The sequence below is a fragment of the Croceicoccus sp. Ery5 genome (assembly GCF_020985325.1).
In the GTDB taxonomy this organism is placed as follows: Bacteria; Pseudomonadota; Alphaproteobacteria; order Sphingomonadales; family Sphingomonadaceae; genus Croceicoccus.
Genome location: NZ_CP087587.1, coordinates 1,852,828 through 1,870,319, shown reverse-complemented (window position 1 = coordinate 1,870,319; position 17,492 = coordinate 1,852,828). Strand labels below are relative to the sequence as shown.

Annotated in this window: 16 protein-coding genes; 9 read left to right on the top strand and 7 right to left on the bottom strand. The window is 63.4% G+C overall.

What is annotated here, in order from left to right; genetic code table 11:
* Positions 1-60: 60 nt before the first annotated feature.
* Positions 61-2,727: a pyruvate, phosphate dikinase gene (gene ppdK, locus LOZ74_RS08710; protein WP_230293736.1), complete on the top strand. Its 2,667-nt coding sequence runs from the start codon at positions 61-63 to the stop codon at positions 2,725-2,727.
* 4 nt (positions 2,728-2,731) lie between these two features.
* Here the strand turns inward: ppdK and LOZ74_RS08705 are convergent, their stop codons facing one another.
* A complete protein-coding gene (locus tag LOZ74_RS08705; RefSeq protein WP_230293735.1) occupies positions 2,732-3,523 on the bottom strand; it encodes a methyltransferase domain-containing protein in 792 nt (263 codons plus the stop codon).
* Between the two features lie 46 nt (positions 3,524-3,569).
* On the opposite strand from LOZ74_RS08705, the gene LOZ74_RS08700 reads away from it, so the two are divergent.
* The 3 genes from LOZ74_RS08700 (at position 3,570) to LOZ74_RS08690 (ending at position 6,959) form a co-directional block, all read left to right on the top strand.
* Positions 3,570-4,364 (top strand): ComF family protein, encoded by a 795-nt coding sequence (locus LOZ74_RS08700; protein ID WP_230293734.1) that lies wholly within the window; start codon positions 3,570-3,572, stop codon positions 4,362-4,364.
* A gap of 359 nt (positions 4,365-4,723) precedes the next feature.
* Entirely contained in the window at positions 4,724-5,092 is a 369-nt protein-coding gene (hisI, locus tag LOZ74_RS08695; RefSeq protein WP_230293733.1) for a phosphoribosyl-AMP cyclohydrolase, read from the top strand.
* A gap of 64 nt (positions 5,093-5,156) precedes the next feature.
* Positions 5,157-6,959, top strand: a complete 1,803-nt coding sequence (locus tag LOZ74_RS08690) for an acyl-CoA dehydrogenase C-terminal domain-containing protein (RefSeq protein WP_230293732.1) — start codon at positions 5,157-5,159, stop codon at positions 6,957-6,959.
* Positions 6,960-6,981: 22 nt separating this feature from the next.
* Here the strand turns inward: LOZ74_RS08690 and LOZ74_RS08685 are convergent, their stop codons facing one another.
* The 4 genes from LOZ74_RS08685 to LOZ74_RS08670 are packed head-to-tail and all read right to left on the bottom strand — an operon-like array spanning position 6,982 to position 10,572.
* Positions 6,982-7,683, bottom strand: a complete 702-nt coding sequence (locus LOZ74_RS08685; protein WP_230293731.1) for a dienelactone hydrolase family protein — start codon at positions 7,681-7,683, stop codon at positions 6,982-6,984.
* 2 nt (positions 7,684-7,685) lie between these two features.
* The gene (gene cysK / locus LOZ74_RS08680) at positions 7,686-8,603 is read right to left on the bottom strand and encodes a cysteine synthase A (protein ID WP_230293730.1); all 918 of its coding nucleotides are present in this window, start codon (positions 8,601-8,603) and stop codon (positions 7,686-7,688) included.
* Positions 8,600-9,913, bottom strand: a complete 1,314-nt coding sequence (locus tag LOZ74_RS08675) for an MFS transporter (RefSeq protein WP_230281077.1) — start codon at positions 9,911-9,913, stop codon at positions 8,600-8,602. The genes cysK and LOZ74_RS08675 overlap by 4 nt, the downstream gene beginning before the upstream one ends.
* A gap of 11 nt (positions 9,914-9,924) precedes the next feature.
* Positions 9,925-10,572 carry a carbonic anhydrase gene (locus tag LOZ74_RS08670; RefSeq protein ID WP_230293729.1) on the bottom strand — a complete coding sequence of 216 codons (648 nt, stop codon included), beginning with the start codon at positions 10,570-10,572 and terminating at the stop codon, positions 9,925-9,927.
* A gap of 71 nt (positions 10,573-10,643) precedes the next feature.
* Here LOZ74_RS08670 and lipA point away from each other — a divergent pair, with 71 nt between their 5' ends.
* Positions 10,644-11,648, top strand: a complete 1,005-nt coding sequence (gene lipA, locus LOZ74_RS08665; protein ID WP_370638907.1) for a lipoyl synthase — start codon at positions 10,644-10,646, stop codon at positions 11,646-11,648.
* Positions 11,648-12,121 (top strand): type II toxin-antitoxin system RatA family toxin, encoded by a 474-nt coding sequence (locus LOZ74_RS08660; RefSeq protein ID WP_230293728.1) that lies wholly within the window; start codon positions 11,648-11,650, stop codon positions 12,119-12,121. Before lipA ends, LOZ74_RS08660 begins: the two co-directional genes overlap by 1 nt.
* Here the strand turns inward: LOZ74_RS08660 and LOZ74_RS08655 are convergent.
* Both LOZ74_RS08655 and LOZ74_RS08650 read right to left on the bottom strand, forming a co-directional pair.
* Positions 12,082-12,585 (bottom strand): CinA family protein, encoded by a 504-nt coding sequence (locus LOZ74_RS08655; protein ID WP_230293727.1) that lies wholly within the window; start codon positions 12,583-12,585, stop codon positions 12,082-12,084. The two genes, LOZ74_RS08660 and LOZ74_RS08655, sit on opposite strands and share 40 nt — an antisense overlap.
* Before the next feature lie 36 nt (positions 12,586-12,621).
* Positions 12,622-13,809, bottom strand: coding sequence for a bifunctional 2-C-methyl-D-erythritol 4-phosphate cytidylyltransferase/2-C-methyl-D-erythritol 2,4-cyclodiphosphate synthase (locus tag LOZ74_RS08650; RefSeq protein WP_230293726.1), 1,188 nt, complete (start codon positions 13,807-13,809; stop codon positions 12,622-12,624).
* A gap of 73 nt (positions 13,810-13,882) precedes the next feature.
* Between LOZ74_RS08650 and dusB the strand changes: the two genes are divergently transcribed.
* The 3 genes from dusB to LOZ74_RS08635 are packed head-to-tail and all read left to right on the top strand — an operon-like array spanning position 13,883 to position 17,483.
* Positions 13,883-14,920, top strand: a complete 1,038-nt coding sequence (gene dusB / locus LOZ74_RS08645; RefSeq protein WP_230293725.1) for a tRNA dihydrouridine synthase DusB — start codon at positions 13,883-13,885, stop codon at positions 14,918-14,920.
* Positions 14,917-16,038 carry a nitrogen regulation protein NR(II) gene (locus tag LOZ74_RS08640; protein WP_230293724.1) on the top strand — a complete coding sequence of 374 codons (1,122 nt, stop codon included), beginning with the start codon at positions 14,917-14,919 and terminating at the stop codon, positions 16,036-16,038. Before dusB ends, LOZ74_RS08640 begins: the two co-directional genes overlap by 4 nt.
* On the top strand, positions 16,035-17,483 hold the full coding sequence (locus tag LOZ74_RS08635; protein ID WP_230293723.1) for a sigma 54-interacting transcriptional regulator: 1,449 nt from the start codon (positions 16,035-16,037) through the stop codon (positions 17,481-17,483). The genes LOZ74_RS08640 and LOZ74_RS08635 overlap by 4 nt, the downstream gene beginning before the upstream one ends.
* Positions 17,484-17,492: the final 9 nt, after the last annotated feature.

Below are 17,492 nucleotides of genomic sequence, written 5' to 3'. Positions count from 1 at the left end.
AATTTTCCTGCCGCAGCGCAACATTGATATGCCAATCCAGGTCGGGGAGCTTTAGACCAGATGACGCAATATGTTTACACCTTCGGCGGCGGCGCGGTTTCGGACGATCCGCGCGCGAAGGACAAGACGATCACTGGCGGCAAGGGTGCGAACCTTGCCGAAATGGCCTCGATCGGCCTGCCGGTTCCCCCGGGCTTTACGATCACCACCGAAATGTGCGTCAAATATCTGGCAGAAGGTGCGAATTTCGACGACCAGCTTCGTGCCGACGTGGCAAAGGCGCTGAACCATATCGAAAACACGGTCGGCAAGAATTTCGGCGATGCCGCCGATCCCTTGCTGGTGTCGGTGCGTTCGGGCGCGCGCGTTTCCATGCCCGGCATGATGGACACGGTTCTGAACCTTGGCCTCAACGACGATACGGTACAGGGCCTTGCCGCCGTTTCGGGTGACGAGCGGTTCGCATGGGACAGCTATCGCCGCTTTATCCAGATGTATTCCGACGTCGTCCTCGGCCTCGACCATGGATTGTTCGAGGAAGCGCTGGAAATCTGCAAGGAAGACAACGTCTATTCCGCCGATATCGAGCTATCCGCCGATGACTGGAAGGCGCTTGTCGCGGAATACAAGACCATTGCGCAGAACGAGCTTGGCCGCCCGTTCCCGATGGATGTCAACGACCAGCTTTGGGGCGCGATTGCCGCCGTGTTCGGCAGCTGGGATTCCGAACGCGCCAAGGTCTATCGCCGCCTGAACGGCATTCCCGGCGGATGGGGCACGGCGGTTAATATCCAGGCCATGGTGTTCGGCAATATGGGCGAAACGAGCGCGACCGGCGTTGCCTTCACCCGCGATCCCGCAACGGGCGAAAAAGCCTATTACGGCGAATATCTGATCAACGCGCAGGGCGAGGATGTCGTCGCCGGTATCCGCACGCCGCAATATCTGACCAAGGCCGCGCGCGAGGAAGCGGGCGCGCAATTGCCGTCGATGGAAGAAAGCATGCCGGGCGCCTATGGCGAGCTGGCGCGCGTGTTCGACCTGCTGGAAAAGCATTACCGCGACATGCAGGACATCGAATTCACGGTGCAGCAGGGCAAGCTGTGGATGCTGCAGACCCGCGCCGGCAAGCGTACGGCCAAGGCCGCGCTGAAAATGGCAGTCGAAATGGTTGGCGAGGGCCTGATCAGCGAGGCCGATGCGGTCAAGCGCGTCGATCCCATGGCGCTCGACCAGTTGCTGCACCCGACGCTGGACCCCGAAGCCCCGCGCGAGGTGTTGACCGTGGGCCTGCCCGCATCGCCCGGCGCGGCATCGGGCGCGGTGGTGTTCGATGCCGATACGGCCGAGCAACTGGCCGAACGGGGCGAGGCAGTGATTCTGGTCCGCGTCGAAACCAGCCCCGAAGATATTCACGGCATGCACGCAGCCAAGGGTATCCTGACCGCGCGCGGCGGGATGACCAGCCACGCCGCCGTGGTGGCGCGCGGGATGGGCCGGCCATGCGTTTCGGGCGCCTCGGCACTGTCCATCGACCGTCACAGCAAGACCGCACGCATCGCCGGAACCGAATTGAAGGAAGGCGATGTCATCACCCTCGACGGCGCGACCGGCGAAGTGATGAAGGGCGCGGTACCGACGATCGAACCCGAGCTGGTTGGCGATTTCGCCACATTGATGGAATGGGCCGATGCCAAGCGCCGCATGAAAGTGCGCACCAATGCCGAAACGCCCGCCGACTGCAAGATGGCGCGCCAGTTCGGCGCCGAAGGCATCGGCCTGTGCCGGACCGAGCATATGTTCTTTGACGCTGCCCGCATTTCCAGTGTGCGCGAGATGATTCTGGCCGAAGATGAGGCAGGTCGCCGCAAGGCGCTGACCAAGCTGCTTCCCGAACAGCGCAGCGATTTCAAGGCGATCTTCACCGAAATGGCCGGCCTGCCGGTAACGATCCGGCTGCTCGATCCGCCGCTGCATGAATTCCTGCCGCATGGTGACGAGGAGTTTGCCGAACTGGCCGAAATCACCGGCTATGGCGTCGACCATCTGAAGCGGCGCGCGGGCGAATTGCACGAATTCAACCCGATGCTTGGCCATCGCGGATGCCGTCTGGGGATCACCTTCCCCGAGATTTACGAGATGCAGGTCCGCGCCATTTTCGAAGCCGCGTGCGAAGTGGCCGACGAAAGCGGCGAGGCTCCCGTGCCCGAGGTGATGATCCCGCTGGTGGCGACGAAGAAGGAACTAGAAATCCTGCGTGCGCTGGTCGACCGCGTGGCCAAGCAGGTGTTCGGCGAAAAGGGCCGGACGCTGGAATATCTGGTCGGCACGATGATCGAACTGCCGCGCGCTGCGCTGATGGCCGATACCATTGCCGAAGAGGGCGAGTTCTTCTCGTTCGGGACCAACGATTTGACGCAGACGACACTGGGCGTCAGCCGCGACGATGCAGGGCGGTTCCTGACCCCCTATGTCGACAAGGGCATATATCCGCGCGACCCGTTCGTCAGCCTCGACATTGAAGGCGTGGGGCAACTGGTCGAACTGGCAGCCGAACGCGGGCGCAAGACGCGGCCCGATATCAAGCTGGGCATTTGCGGCGAGCATGGCGGCGACCCTGCCTCGATCGCTTTTTGCGAGAAGACGGGGCTCGATTACGTGTCGGCCTCGCCCTATCGCGTGCCGATTGCGCGGCTTGCTGCGGCGCAGGCCAGCCTCGCGGACTGAACCGCTAGAAACGGGGCGCCGCGTTGCGCCCCGTCAGCGTCACGAATTCGAAGCGTTCGCGGATCAGCCCGTCGGCATCCCGCGATGCTTCGAAACGGGCGCGGGCGGTTGCGACCGCGGCGCGGGACAATGGCGGGCCCGATCTGGCGAGAACATTGTTCAGCGCCTGCGCGCGCAAATCGCCGACAAGCTGGTCGAAACTGTCGAAACCGATGTCGAAACCCCAGCCATCTACCACCGGATCGGCATAGCCAAGCCGCGTCAGCAATTGCCCCGCGGCGCGCACATCGACTTGCGGATGAATGCGCGGGGCAGGGCGGTCGCCATCGGCCTCCAGCATGGCGGCGCGCAGCTTGGGCAGGCTGCCGGCAGCGGCAAAGCTGGCGATCATCAGTCCGCCCGGTTTCAACGCGCGGCGCATCAGCACCAGCGCGCCCGGCAAATCATTGACGGTATCGAGCAGGCCGAGGGTCACGATCAGCGAAAACGGGCCGCCACCGATGGGGGCTTCCTCGTCGATCTGCGCCAGCCCGTCGAGGGGCGCGGGATCGGCGGGTATTACCTGCTTTCCCTGACGCTCCAGGTGCCGGATGAGTGCCCCTGTCCGGTCGCCCAGCACCAGCGCATTGTCGAATGTCTCGCGCAGGAAACCCAGCCGGTCGACGATATCTTGGGCCAGTTCGCGCGCAATGGTCGACACGCCGTGCCCTGCGCGCTCTGCCGCGGCCATGCGCTGGCGGGCGGCCATGCGGCGCGATCGGGCAAAGATAACGGGCGGAGAGGGCGGGATATCCATGGCGCGCCTGTTGCAGTGCAAAGCGCGCTGACGCAAGCGTAACGGCATGAGCATTCGCCAGGCCCTTGCCCCGTTGGTCGATTTCGCCTTCCCCCCGCGCTGCCCGTCGTGCGGGGAAGGCGTGATGGGCAGCGACACCCGTTGGGACGAAGGGCTGTGCGGTGCCTGTTGGGGCAGGCTGCAATTGCCTGGCCAGCCGTCCTGTCAAAGCTGCCAGATTCCACTGGCCAGCGACGAATTGACGGCAGAGCGCATTTGCCGGTTTTGCGCGCTTGATGCACCGCTTCACGACGGTATCGCTGCGGCGACAATCTATGGCCCGGTATCGCGCGAGATCTTGTTGGCATTGAAACATGCGGGCCGTTTCGCTCTGGCAGGACCCATGGGCCGCTTTATGGCGTTGCGCTTTGCCGCGGCCGGTCTGGGGAAATTGGCCGATCCGCTCGTCATGCCGGTGCCCCTGCACCCCACGCGGCTTTGGAAGCGGGGTTACAACCAGTCGGCTTTGCTGGGGAAAGCGTTTGCCAGGCAGCAGGGCTGGGCGTTCACGCCCGACGCACTGCGCAGGATCAGGCGGACACCATCGCTTGACGGGCTGGACCGGCAGGAAAGGCGCGATGCTCTATCGGGAGCGATCCGGACCCGCGATGCAGTCACCGCCTCGATCGCGGGCCGCGATGTGGTGCTGGTTGACGATGTGATGACAAGCGGTGCGACCAGCGGGGCCTGTGTCGCGGCATTGAAGCAGGCAGGCGCACGGCGCGTGGTGATCGCCTGCTATGCGCGCGTCGCTCCTGCGGCGGAGCCCAAGCCGGCATTTATCGACGACGATCCGGAATAGACAGAAGCAGAAGCCATAAAAAGTTGGCGCCCGGGACCGAAGCCCCGAGCGCCAGCGTGACGTTCGACCGAATGCGCATCAGGGACCATGATCCCGAGCGGCTTTTCCGGCCGTGTGTCCGACGCGCCCCCCGGCACGCCGTTTTCCCTGAACGTTGACCGCTTTTGCAACCTGCTCCGCGACAACGCCAACCGCTGCGAAGAGCGGGTCCGGCTCCCTCAAGCCGTGATTGCCTTCTTGCGCGTAGAGTGCGATTTGGAAAGGAGATTCCCGCGTTTGTCATGGAAATCATGCAACGCTGTGTTCCTTTTGCAACATTCGTGCGCCGCAGCCAGCAGGCGCGATAAGGACATTAGCCAATGGGCGACGTTTGCGCCGATACCACCCTGCAATTCATTCCGCGTTTCGACGCGAGCGGACTTATGACAGCGATTTGCGTCGACGAAGGCGATGGAACGATCCTGATGGTTGCGCATATGAATAAAGAGGCGCTGGCGCTCACGCGGTCGACGGGGTTTGCTCATTTCTGGTCGCGTTCGCGCCAGTCGCTTTGGAAGAAGGGCGAGACATCGGGCAATATGCTGCGCGTATCGGACATGCTGGTCGATTGCGATCAGGATTGCCTTGTCCTGCATGTCACACCGGCGGGTCCTGCATGCCACACCGGTCGGCGCAGCTGTTTCTATCGCCGCGTGACCGATCACGGGCTGGAAATGGTCGGGGATTGAAGAAATTTGCCCACCGGTTTATACTGACAACAATGTAAGTAATAAGTGAGAGGAGTAGGCCACCATGGCCGAGTATACCGCGCCATTGCGCGACACATTGTTCAATCTGCAAAACGTCCTCAAAATCGGCGATTACGCCGGCAAACCGGGTTTCGAAGCGCTCGACGCCGACATGGTCGAACCTATCCTGACCGAAGCGGGCCGCTTTGCAGCAGAAGTTTTCGCTCCTATCAATGCGTCGGGTGACCGGCAGGGCTGCACCCGCCATGACGATGGTTCGGTCAGCGTGCCCGACGGTTTCGCCGATGCCTATCGCCAGATGTGCGAAGCGGGCTGGACCACGCTGACCGCGCCCGAGGCGTTCGGCGGACAGGCACTTCCCCATGCCATCGGTGTCGCGGTCGAGGAATTCCTGTCGGCCGCCAATATGTCGCTCGCCATGTATCCGGGACTGACCGACGGTGCGATCCGCGCTCTTCTGGCGCGCGGCAGCGAAGAGCAACAGCAAACCTATCTGTCGAAGCTGGTGTCGGGCGAATGGACCGGCACGATGAACCTGACGGAACCGCATGCGGGCACCGATCTGGGCCTGCTTCGCACCCGCGCCGAACCCAATGGCGACGGCAGCTATGCGATTACCGGCACCAAGATCTTCATTTCCTGCGGTGAGCATGATCTGGCGGGCAATATCGTCCATCTCGTGCTGGCACGCCTGCCTGACGCGCCCAAGGGGTCGAAGGGCATTTCGATGTTTATCGTGCCCAAGTTCCTGCCCGACGAAAACGGCGAGGCGGGAGAGCGTAACACGCTGTCCTGCGGCTCCATCGAAGAGAAGATGGGCATTCACGGCAGTTGCACCTGCGTCATGAACTATGACGGCGCAAAGGGTTGGCTGATCGGCGGAGAGCACAAGGGGCTCGCCGCCATGTTCATCATGATGAACGCGGCGCGCCTGTGGGTCGGCCTGCAGGGGCTGGGGCAGGCCGAGGTTTCCTATCAGAATGGTGCGGCCTATGCGCTGGACCGCCGTCAGGGCAGGGCGCTAACCGGCCCCGCCGATCCGGATCAGAACGCCGATCTGCTGGTCGTTCACCCCGATGTCCGCCGCTTGCTGATGGATGCACGCACCCGGACCGAGGGTTTGCGCGCGCTGGTACTCTGGTCGGGCTTCCTCAGCGATCTGGCGCATCATGCAGAGAGCGAGGAAGACCGGACCCGCGCGGACGATTTTGTCCAGTTGCTGACGCCGGTCGTCAAAGCGATCGGTACCGATATCGGCTATGATGTGGCTACCCAGATGCAGCAGGTCTGGGGCGGACATGGCTATATTGCCGAAAACGGGATGGAGCAGTTCGTGCGCGATGCACGCATTGCCCTGATCTATGAAGGCGCGAACGGCGTGCAGGCGATGGATCTTGTCGGGCGCAAGCTGCCGATGAATGGCGGGCGCGCGATCCAGTCGTTCTTTGCGCTGGTCGATGCGGAAATCGCCGCCGCCGGTTCGGATGAGGCGACAGCCGAAATTGCCGCCGCGCTGGAAAAGGCGAATGGCGAAATGAAGGCGGCCGCCATGTGGCTGATGCAGAATGCGCCCGAAAACCCGGATAATGCGGGCAGCGCGGCCTATATGACGATGCAGATCCTTGGGCTGGTCGCTATCGGGCTGATGTGGCTGCGCATGGCCAAGGCCGCGGGCAAGGCGCTGGCGGCGGGTGAGGGCGACAAGGCCTTTATGGAAGCCAAGCTGCTATGCGCGCGCCATTTCGCGCGCAGCCATCTGCCCGATGCGGGCGCGCTTCGCCGCAAGCTGGAAGGGGGAGCCGACGTGATCATGGCCATGCCCGCCGAGAGCTTTCTGCGGGCCTGACCCAAACCGAGCGGTCGGCGCGCTAGGCTGCTGCGAGCATGTGTTCGATCAGCAGCATGGCCGCCGACCAGCTCTGCCGGTCGGCCTGTTCATGATAGGCGACGGCGTCATTGTCGCGCAAATCGCTGGCGGGATCGGTAAAGCCATGCTTCGCCCCGCCAAACACCATAAGCTGCCAGTCGGCACCGGCAGCATCCATTTCCGTCTGGAATGCCGCGACATCGCCGCGCGGGACCATTGGGTCGGCATCGCCGTGGCAGACCAGGATTTTCGCATCGATCCTGCCGTTGGCGGGCATGTCCGTCGCCAGCAATCCGTGAAAGCTGATCGCCGAGCGTATGGGCGCGCCGGTTCGCGCCAGTTCCAGCACGCCGCGCCCGCCCATGCAAAAACCCATTGAAAACAGCGGCAGGCCCGCCGCGATTTCTTCCGCCTTGTCGCAGGCGGCCCTGATCCTTTGCCTGAACGCAGGCGTGTCGGCCATCAGCGCGCGTCCCGCCTCGAACAATTGCTCGATACTCGCATCGGGCAGTCCGTAAAAATCGGCGATGAAGACCAGATAGCCTGCGTCGGCAAGCATCGCGGCCCGCCGGTCCATCGCCTCGTTCCGGTTGGCGATGGTCGGCAGGATCAGAATGGCGGCGGTGGGGGCGCATTCGGGACGGACCAGCCATCCCGTCAGCGCCATATCACCGTCCGAATAGGCAATGGCTTCGGTTTTCATGCCTACTCCGGCAGGAAATCGGGCACCGAAAGATACCGCTCGCCCGTATCGTAGTTAAAGCCCATCACGCGCGCACCCGCGCCCAGTTCGGGCAGCTTTTTCGCGATGGCGGCCAATGTCGCTCCCGAACTCAGGCCGACGAGCAAACCTTCCATGCGCGCGCATTTGCGGGCCATGTCCTTTGCTTCGTCCGCGTCGACGGGGATCGCGCCATCGATTGATCGTGTATGCAGGTTTTCCGGAATGAAACCGGCGCCAATGCCTTGCAGTGGGTGGGGGCCGGGTTGCCCGCCAGAGATGACCGGCGACAGCGCAGGTTCGACCGCAAAGGCCTTCATCGCGGGCCATTCGGCCTTCAGCGCCTCGGCGCAGCCGGTCAGGTGACCACCCGTGCCGACGCCGGTGATCAGCGCATCGATCGGGCTGTCCGCAAAGTCGGCCAGGATTTCCTTTGCCGTGGTGGCAGCGTGGATCGCGGGATTGGCGTCATTCTCGAACTGCTGCGGCATCCAGGCGCCATCGGTGGCCTCGACCAGTTCGCGGGCACGTTCCAGCGCGCCCTTCATGCCCTTTTCCTTGGGGGTCAGGTCGAACGAAGCGCCATAGGCCAGCATCAGACGGCGACGTTCGATCGACATGCTCTCAGGCATGACGAGCACCAGCCTGTAACCCTTGACCGCGGCAACCATGGCAAGCCCGATGCCGGTATTGCCCGACGTCGGCTCGATAATCGTGCCGCCGGGCTTCAGCGCACCGCTTGCCTCGGCCGCTTCGACCATGGCGAGTGCGATACGGTCCTTGATCGATCCGCCCGGATTGGCGCGTTCCGACTTCACCCAGACCTCGTGATCGGGGAACAGGCGCGACAGGCGGATGTGCGGCGTATTGCCAATCGTGGCGAGGACGTTTTCGGCCTTCATAATTTGGCTCCTTCCTGCTCTTGCTCGCGCTTCCCGTCGTCGGTGATGCGATAGGCGGGCGCGAATGTCCGGGCGTTTCTGAGTTCGGGATAGGCATAGGCCCAGATGACGACCACCAATATTGCCCCGACGCCGCCGAAAACAACCGCCCCCGTCGCACCGATCAGCGCGGCTGCCACGCCCGATTGCAATTCGCCCAGCTCGTTCGATGCAGAAATGGCAAGGCCCGATATGGACGAGACCCTTCCGCGCATGTGATCGGGCGTGTTCAATTGCACCAGCGATCCGCGGACGAACACCGAGATCATATCCGCCGCGCCCAGCACCACCAGCACCCCGAGGCTGAGCAGCAACTCACGCGAAACGCCGAAAAGCGCCGTCATCAGGCCATAGATCGCCACCGCCCACAGCATCTTGACGCCGACATTGCTTTCAAGCGGCTTCCACGCCAGCCACAGCGCCACCAGTCCCGCGCCCACGGCCGGGGCGGCCCGCATCCAGCCAAGGCCGACGGGTCCGACCTGCAAGATGTCGCGCGCAAACACCGGCAAAAGGGCTGTTACGCCGCCCAGCAGCACGGCAAAGAGGTCTAGCGAGATCGCGCCCAGCAGGAACCGGTCGTTCCACACGAATTTCAGCCCGTCGGTCACTTGCCGGATCGGGTGCACCTTGCGGTCGACATCGGGCTGGCGCAGCGGCTTGATCAGTGCGACCATCGATGCGGCCGTCAGCAGCAGGACGACCGACACGATATAGGGAAAGCTGGGAAAAACGGCGTAAAGCATGCCGCCCGCCGCGGGGCCCAGAACGGTTGCGAACTGCCATGCGATGGCATTGGTCGCAATCGCGCGCGGGATCATTCTGGCGGGTACGATATTGGGCGCCAGCGCATTCATCGCCGGGCCGAAAAACACGCGCGCCGTGCCATGCAACGCCGCCAGCAGGAACAACAGCGGCAAGGTCAGATGCCCGTGCCATGTCGCAAAGCCCAGCGCGGCGGCGATCAGCATGTCGAACAGCATGGCCGTGACCGCGACCTTGCGCCGGTCGAACCGGTCGGCGGCAACCCCCGCAAACGGCGTCAGCAAGAACAGCGGCACGAATTGCGCCGCGCCCAGCAGGCCGAGCTGGAACGCGGCCAGCGACCTGCTCATCCCGTAATCGCTGCGCGCGACGTCATAGACCTGCCAGCCCAGCACGACGACCATCGACAGCGTGGCGATCACGCCCGCGAAACGGGCGACCCAGAACAGGCGGTAATCGCGAATCTGGAGCGGGTGGCGCGGCTCGTTCGCGGCGGTGTCAGTCATGGAACGGCGGTTCAGCGAACCGGAGTGAACTTACCGGATGCTTCGTCAAGCCAGTGCAGAACCCCGTCCGAAATCGCGAAAAACGCGCCGCGCAGGCTCAGCTTGCCTTGTGCTTCCTTGGCCTGAATGCAGGGGAAGGTGCGCAGGTTCTGGATCGATACCTTGACGGCGGCCTGTTCCATCGCGCGCTCCGCCTCCCGGCTTTCGGTGCCGTGGTCGTGCGCGACTTCCTCGCGCGCTTCGTCCAGCAATTCGATCCAGTCCGCGATAAATCCGCCGCGTCCCGGTTCGGCCCCGTGCATCGATTGGGTGAGCGCCGCCTTGCACCCGCCGCACATGCCGTGGCCCAGCACCAGCACTTCCTCGACCTCCAGCACCTGGACGGCGAATTCCAGCGCGGCGGAAACGCCGTGATGGCCGGGATTGGTTTCGAACGGAGGGACCATGGCGGCAACATTGCGGACCACGAAAATCTCGCCCGGATCGACATCGAAAATCTGGCTGGGATCGACGCGGCTGTCCGAACAGGCGATGACCATCACCTTGGGCGACTGTCCTTCTTTCAATTGCATCCAGCGTTCGCGCTGGGGATGCCAGCTTTTCTCGCGGAAGCGACGGTAACCTTCGGTCAGGGCGGACTGTACGGGTGAATCGGGCATGATGCGCTCTTTGCATCCGCGCTTCGCAGCTTGCAAGCAGCACTATGTTGCGGCCCGTGGCAGACGCGCTTATGTGGGCCATTATGAACGAGATCACCAAACCCGCCGATATGCGCCCGCCGATCCAGCGCAAGCCCGACTGGATTCGCGTGAAGGCCCCGACCAGCAAGGGCTATGCCGAAACGCGCCGCCTGATGCGCGACCTCAAGCTCAATACGGTGTGCGAGGAAGCGGCCTGCCCGAATATCGGCGAGTGCTGGACCAAGAAACACGCGACGGTGATGATTCTGGGCGATGTGTGCACGCGCGCCTGTGCGTTCTGCAACGTCAAGACCGGCATGCCGCGCATGGTCGATCCGATGGAGCCGGTGAACGTGGCCATCGCCGCGGGCGAGATGGGGCTGGAACATATCGTCATTACCTCGGTCGATCGCGACGATCTGCCCGATGGCGGCGCGGGTCATTTCGTGAAAGTGATCGAGGAACTGCGCAAGCGCGCGCCCAAGACCACGATCGAAATCCTGACACCCGATTTCCGCGGCAAGATGAAAGCGTCGATCAGGGCGATCTGCGAAGCGCGTCCCGATGTGTTCAACCATAACCTTGAAACCGTGCCGCGCCTTTATCCCACGATCCGGCCGGGCGCGCGCTATTATGCCTCGCTCCGCCTGCTGGAAGAGGTGAAGGCGATCGATCCGTCGATCTTCACCAAGTCGGGCATTATGCTGGGCCTTGGCGAGCAGCGGCTTGAGATCCACCAGGTGATGGACGACATGCGCAGCGCCGACATCGATTTCCTGACCATGGGGCAATATCTGCAACCCACGCCCAAGCATGCGAAGGTGGTCGATTTCGTCACACCTCAGCAGTTCAGCGCGCTGGGCTCGATCGCGCGGGCCAAGGGCTTCCTGCAGGTGGCATCCAGCCCGCTGACGCGGTCCAGCTATCACGCAGGCGACGATTTCGCCGAAATGAAGGCGACGCGCGATGCCCAGCTGGCAAAGCAAGCGGGCGAGCCTGCCAAGGTGCCGGGCAAGAAGCACTGGGACCGCAGCAACGAGATGCCCGCCGACTGATGCCCAGCATTCGCGAAACGCGCGAGCTGAACTATTCGGCCGAGCAGATGTTCGATCTGGTCGCCGATGTAGGCAGCTATCCGCAATTCCTGCCATGGGTCGTGGCGACGCGGGTGCGTTCGGACACCGAAACCGAAATGGTGGCCGACATGATGGTCGGCTTCAAGGCGCTGCGCGAACGGTTCACGTCGAAAGTGCACAAGCACCGACCCGACCGGATCGTGGTCGAATATGTCGACGGTCCGTTGTCGAACCTTGAAAACAGCTGGCAGTTCGAACCGCTGGACGGCGGGCCGGATCACGGTCGGTGCCGCATCCATTTCTGCGTCGACTTCACCTTCCGCAACCGCGTGTTCGAGGCGCTGGCAGGCCAGTATCTCGACCGCGCGTTCCGCAAGATGGTCGGCGCGTTCGAGGAACGCGCCCAAGCGCTTTACGGCAGCAACAGTTCCAGCGCGCACAGCGCCGCCTGAAGGCGGACGTCGGCGCGGCCCTTGCAGTCGAAGTGCTTCAGCTCGGCTGAAGGTTCCTCATCCTCGTCACGGTCGCGATTGGCGCGCGCGAACACGACCGTGCCCACGGGTTTCAGTTCCGTGCCGCCATCGGGGCCGGCAATACCGGTAATGGCCACGGCAACATCCGCGTCGCTGCTTTTCAGCGCACCGGTCGCCATCGACCACGCAACGGCGACGGAGACCGCGCCGAACGTCTCGATCAGATCGCTCGGCACGCACAGCTCTTCCATCTTGGCTTCGTTCGAATAGGTCACGAAGCCGCGGTCGAGCACTTTGGAAGAGCCGGGAATTTCGGTGAGGGCGGCGCATACAAGACCGCCGGTGCAGCTTTCGGCCACGGCAATGGTCGTGCCCGCGTCCTTATGCGCGGCGACGACCCTTGCGGCCAGATCGGTCAGTTCCTGGGGGAGGTTGCTGTCCATGTCAGTTCCGGAAAAGTTGGGGGGATTTTTCGGTCATCACGCCGTTTTCACCAAGAGCACCTGGGCCTGTGCGGCGATGCCTTCACCGCGGCCGGTAAAGCCCAGCCGTTCGGTGGTGGTCGCCTTGACCGAAATGACATCGATGTCAACAGCCAGCAGTTCGGCCAGCCTTGTGCGCATGGCCATGCGGTGCGGCCCGATCTTGGGTGCCTCGCAAATAATCGTCAGGTCGCAATTGCCGATGGCATAGCCCTTGTCGGCGGCCAGCTTTACCGCATGCGTCAGAAAGATATGCGACGCCGCGCCCTTCCATTGCGGGTCGCTGGGCGGGAAATGGTCGCCGATATCGCCGATGGCGATCGCGCCCAATATGGCATCGGTCAGCGCATGCAGTGCCACATCGGCATCGCTATGGCCCGAAAGCGTATGATCGTGGTCGATCCTGATCCCGCACAGCCAGACGTGATCGCCCGGGACCAGCCGGTGCACATCATAACCGCTGCCGGTGCGAAAGGCGGGGGCGGCGCTGTGCGGCATGGCGAAATCTTCCTTGAAAGTCAGCTTGGCGAGCCGCGCATCGCCTTCGACCAAAGCGACATCATGGCCCGCCTTGCGCAGGACCTGCGCATCGTCGCCCGCATCGCGGGCGCCCTGCCATGCCCGGTGGGCGGCAAGGATTGCATCGAAGCGAAAGGCTTGCGGCGTCTGGACACGGCGCAAATCCTCCCGCCGCGCGGGGGCGCCCATGATATCGCCGCTGGCTTCGACTATGCTGTCCACAACGGGTAGAACGGGTATCGCGCCCGGAATATCCCGCAGTGCCGCGATCAGCCTGTCGGCCACGTCCGCGGGCAGATCGGGGCGCGCGGCATCGTGAATGAAAACCTGCGTCGGGGGCAGGGGCCGGGCGGCCAGCGCCTCTAGCCCTGCACGGACCGATTCCTGCCGCGTCGCGCCGCCCGGAACAAAGGAAATGCCGTTGCAATCGCCAATGGCAGCGCGGGCCTGCGCTTCGTCCCTGTCGGGAATGACGATCAGGATCGGGCCGGAAATGGCCACCCGCAACCGCGCGACCGCATGGCCCAGAACCGTCGTTTGGCCATAGGGCGCAAATTGTTTCGGCGTAGCCAGACCGGCGCGCGATCCGCTGCCCGCAGCCACGATGATGCCGGCGGTTTGCCCACCGGCCCGTTCCGCCCGAATATGCCCAGCACCGTCCGCCATCGCGCTGCCCCGCTACAGGCTTGATGGGCGTTGAGCAATCGACTATGCGCACTGCTTAATTTTTAGGCAGAATATGAACGCTATTTCGACATTCCCCACAGCGCCAAAGCTCGACCCGATCCGCATCGGGCCGGTTCATGTGGCGACTCCGGTGGTGCTGGCGCCGATGACGGGCGTGACCGACATGCCGTTCCGTACGCTGGTCCGCCGTTTCGGATCGGGCCTGAACGTGACCGAGATGATCGCCAGCCAGGCGATGATCCGCGAAACGCGCCAGTCGATCCAGAAGGCCGAGTGGCACCCCAGCGAAGATCCCGTTTCGATGCAGCTTGTCGGCTGCGATCCGGTGTCCATGGGCGAAGCGGCCAGGCTGAACGAGGATCGCGGCGCGGCGATTATCGACATTAATTTCGGCTGTCCGGTGCGCAAGGTGACCAACGGTTTTGCCGGATCGGCATTGATGCGCGACATTCCGCTGGCGACAAAGCTGATGAGCGAAACGATCAAATCGGTTTCGGTGCCGGTCACGGTCAAGATGCGCATGGGATGGGATCACGCTTCGCTCAACGCGCCCGAACTGGCGCGTATCGCACAGGATCTGGGCGCGGCCATGGTCACCGTTCACGGACGCACGCGCAACCAGATGTACAAGGGCAGCGCCGATTGGGCCTTCGTGCGCAAGGTGAAGGACGCCGTGTCGATCCCCGTCATCGTCAATGGCGACATTTGCGGGATCGACGATGCCGCCACCGCGCTGGAACAGAGCGGGGCCGACGGGTTGATGATCGGTCGCGGTGCCTATGGCCGCCCCTGGTTGCTGGGTCAGGTCATGGACTGGCTGGAAGGGCGCGATGTGCGCCCCGATCCGTCACTGGCGGAACAATATGCGCTGGTCACCGAACATTATCGCGCCATGCTGGACCATTATGGTGCCGAAACGGGCGTCAAAATGGCGCGCAAACACCTCGGCTGGTACACCAAGGGGCTGAAAGGTTCGGCCGAATTCCGCAATATGGTCAATTTCATCGACGATGCTGACAAGGTGCTGGCAGCTCTGCGTGAGTTCTATCTGCCCTTGTTCGACGATAGCCCGAAGGCCGCCGCCGCGTGACGCTTGCCGGCACGATCGGAGAGGCCGTTCGACCGTCGCCCGATCACGCGCGGCTGATCGCCAGCCTGCCCTATGCCGTCGTCATGCTGCGTCCCGGCCAGCGGATCGCCGCCGTCAATGGCGCGGGCGAGCAGCTGTTGGGACAAAGTGCGCGAAGGTTGATCGGTAAATCCCTGAAATCGGTTGTTGATTTCGGTGAACCGCGTCTGATGGCGATGCTGGACGACACCGATGTGCAGATCAATGCACGCGATATGGCGGCCCGCATCGGCAAGTCCAGCGCCCGCCGCCTGCATGTCATCGTCTCGCCGGTTGCGGGTTGGGAGGGTTGGCAGACGCTGACCCTGATCGAATCGGCAGAGGTCGAAGGGTTCGAGGAATCGGGCATCAATACGCATGAGGAAGCGGGGCTGCGCGCGCCCGAGATCCTTGCGCATGAGATCAAGAACCCGCTGGCCGGTATCCGCGGGGCGGCGCAGCTTTTGGGGCGAAAGGCCAAGGCATCGGACCGTGCGCTAACCGATCTGATCGCGGACGAGGTGGACCGTATCGCCGCGCTGATCGATCAGATGCAAACCTTGTCGAGCCGTTCCGCAGCGCCCGCGACGCCCGTGAACCTGCATGTAGCGATCCGCCGCGCCAGCGCGGTTCTGGAAGCAGGCGGGCATGCCAATGTGCGCATCCGCGAGGAATTCGATCCGTCGCTTCCCATGGTGCTGGTCAATTCGGATTCGCTGCTGCAGGTTCTGCTCAACCTGCTGACGAATGCGGCAGAGGCGTGCGCGGGAGAGGACAGCCCCGAAGTCACGCTGCGCACCCGTTTCGCCAGCGGCATCATGCTGCGGCAGGCAGGTCATGCCCAGCCGATCCGCCTGCCGATCGAAATTTGCGTGACCGATAATGGCCCCGGCGTCGATCCGGAGCTGCGCGATCATATTTTCGAGCCCTTCGTTTCCTCAAAGAAACAGGGGCAGGGCTTGGGCCTTGCGCTGGTGCGCAAGCTGGTGCGCGACATGAACGGGCGCATCAATCACGAGCGGGACGAATTGCGCGGCCTGACGCATTTCCGCATCCGCCTGCCCATGGTGGAAACCAGGCGCGAGGATAGCGAAGCATGAGCGCGCCGGTTCTTCTGGTCGAAGATGATATCTCCATTGCGGTCGTGATTACCACGGCGCTGGAGGACGAGGGGCTGAAAGTAGTCCGCTGTGATACGATTGCAGAGCGGGACCGGCTGCTGGCGTGCGAGAACTATTCGGCGCTGGTGACCGATGTCGTGCTCAAGGATGGCGATGGCATCGGCACCCTGGACGAAGTGCGCGCGCGGCAGCCCAACCTGCCGGTGATCGTCGTATCGGCGCAAAATACGCTGGATACGGCGGTGCGCGCCAGCGACACGGGTGCGTTCGAATATTTCCCCAAGCCTTTCGATCTGGACGAACTTGTACGCGCCGTCACCGCCGCGATCGGCAATGCCGAGGCAGAGGCGAAGCCACTGGAGGGAGAGGGCGATCCCGCGCTTCCGCTGGTCGGCCGGTCCAATGCGATGCAGGCGGTCTATCGCATGATCACCCGCGTTTTGCGTAACGATCTGACCGTGCTGATCCTTGGCGAATCGGGCACGGGCAAGGAACTGGTGGCCGAGGCGATCCACAAGCTGGGCCAGCGTTCGCGCGGGCCTTTTGTGGCCGTGAACACCGCGGCGATCCCCGCCGATCTGATCGAATCCGAATTGTTCGGGCATGAAAAGGGCGCGTTCACGGGCGCTTTTGCGCGCCATATCGGCAAGTTCGAACAGGCGCGCGGCGGCACTCTGTTCCTCGACGAAATCGGCGATATGCCGATGCAGGCGCAGACCCGCCTGTTGCGGGCGTTGCAATCGGGCACCATCCTGCGCGTCGGCGGGCGCGAGGAAGTGCCCATCGATGCGCGCATCGTGGCCGCGACGAATAAGGACCTGGCACCCCTCATCGAAACCGGCCGCTTTCGCGAGGATTTGTTCTATCGCCTGAATGTCGTGCCGATCCAGCTTCCACCCCTGCGCGAACGCGGCGATGATGTGGATGCGCTGGCCAGCCACTTTCTGGCACAAGCCGCGCGCGACGGTCTGCCGCGCCGCAATCTAAGCAAGGATGGCGCGGCGCTTTTGCGGGCGCAGCCATGGCGCGGCAATGTCCGCGAGTTGAAGAATTTCGTCTATCGCCTCGCCCTGCTGGCGCGTGAGGAGATTGTCGACCGCAGTGCGGTTCAGGCTTTGCTCGCCGACGAGGCCGCGACTGCCCCGCCGCCATCGGGCGCAATCATGGCCGAGAGCGGCGGCATCAACGATCTCGACAATGCGCTGCATCGCTGGCTGGCTGCCAATGCGCCCGAACCGGGCCAGATCTATGCCAAGGCGATCGCTGCTTTCGAAAAACCGTTGCTGACCCATATGCTCGACACCACGGGCGGCAACCAGCTGCGCGCCGCACGAATGTTGGGGATCAACCGCAACACTTTGCGCAAGCGTCTGGACGAGCTTGATATCGATCCGGACCGGTTTACCGCCCGCACACGTGGCTGATCGGGCCGC

Excerpts from the sequence above, each read along its gene's own strand:
- ppdK (WP_230293736.1), top strand. The coding sequence starts at position 61 with ATGACGCAATATGTTTACACCTTCGGCGGCGGCGCGGTTTCGGACGAT.
- LOZ74_RS08705 (WP_230293735.1), bottom strand. The coding sequence starts at position 3,523 with ATGGATATCCCGCCCTCTCCGCCCGTTATCTTTGCCCGATCGCGCCGC.
- LOZ74_RS08700 (WP_230293734.1), top strand. The coding sequence starts at position 3,570 with ATGAGCATTCGCCAGGCCCTTGCCCCGTTGGTCGATTTCGCCTTCCCC.
- hisI (WP_230293733.1), top strand. The coding sequence starts at position 4,724 with ATGGGCGACGTTTGCGCCGATACCACCCTGCAATTCATTCCGCGTTTC.
- LOZ74_RS08690 (WP_230293732.1), top strand. The coding sequence starts at position 5,157 with ATGGCCGAGTATACCGCGCCATTGCGCGACACATTGTTCAATCTGCAA.
- LOZ74_RS08685 (WP_230293731.1), bottom strand. The coding sequence starts at position 7,683 with ATGAAAACCGAAGCCATTGCCTATTCGGACGGTGATATGGCGCTGACG.
- cysK (WP_230293730.1), bottom strand. The coding sequence starts at position 8,603 with ATGAAGGCCGAAAACGTCCTCGCCACGATTGGCAATACGCCGCACATC.
- LOZ74_RS08675 (WP_230281077.1), bottom strand. The coding sequence starts at position 9,913 with ATGACTGACACCGCCGCGAACGAGCCGCGCCACCCGCTCCAGATTCGC.
- LOZ74_RS08670 (WP_230293729.1), bottom strand. The coding sequence starts at position 10,572 with ATGCCCGATTCACCCGTACAGTCCGCCCTGACCGAAGGTTACCGTCGC.
- lipA (WP_370638907.1), top strand. The coding sequence starts at position 10,644 with ATGTGGGCCATTATGAACGAGATCACCAAACCCGCCGATATGCGCCCG.
- LOZ74_RS08660 (WP_230293728.1), top strand. The coding sequence starts at position 11,648 with ATGCCCAGCATTCGCGAAACGCGCGAGCTGAACTATTCGGCCGAGCAG.
- LOZ74_RS08655 (WP_230293727.1), bottom strand. The coding sequence starts at position 12,585 with ATGGACAGCAACCTCCCCCAGGAACTGACCGATCTGGCCGCAAGGGTC.
- LOZ74_RS08650 (WP_230293726.1), bottom strand. The coding sequence starts at position 13,809 with ATGGCGGACGGTGCTGGGCATATTCGGGCGGAACGGGCCGGTGGGCAA.
- dusB (WP_230293725.1), top strand. The coding sequence starts at position 13,883 with ATGAACGCTATTTCGACATTCCCCACAGCGCCAAAGCTCGACCCGATC.
- LOZ74_RS08635 (WP_230293723.1), top strand. The coding sequence starts at position 16,035 with ATGAGCGCGCCGGTTCTTCTGGTCGAAGATGATATCTCCATTGCGGTC.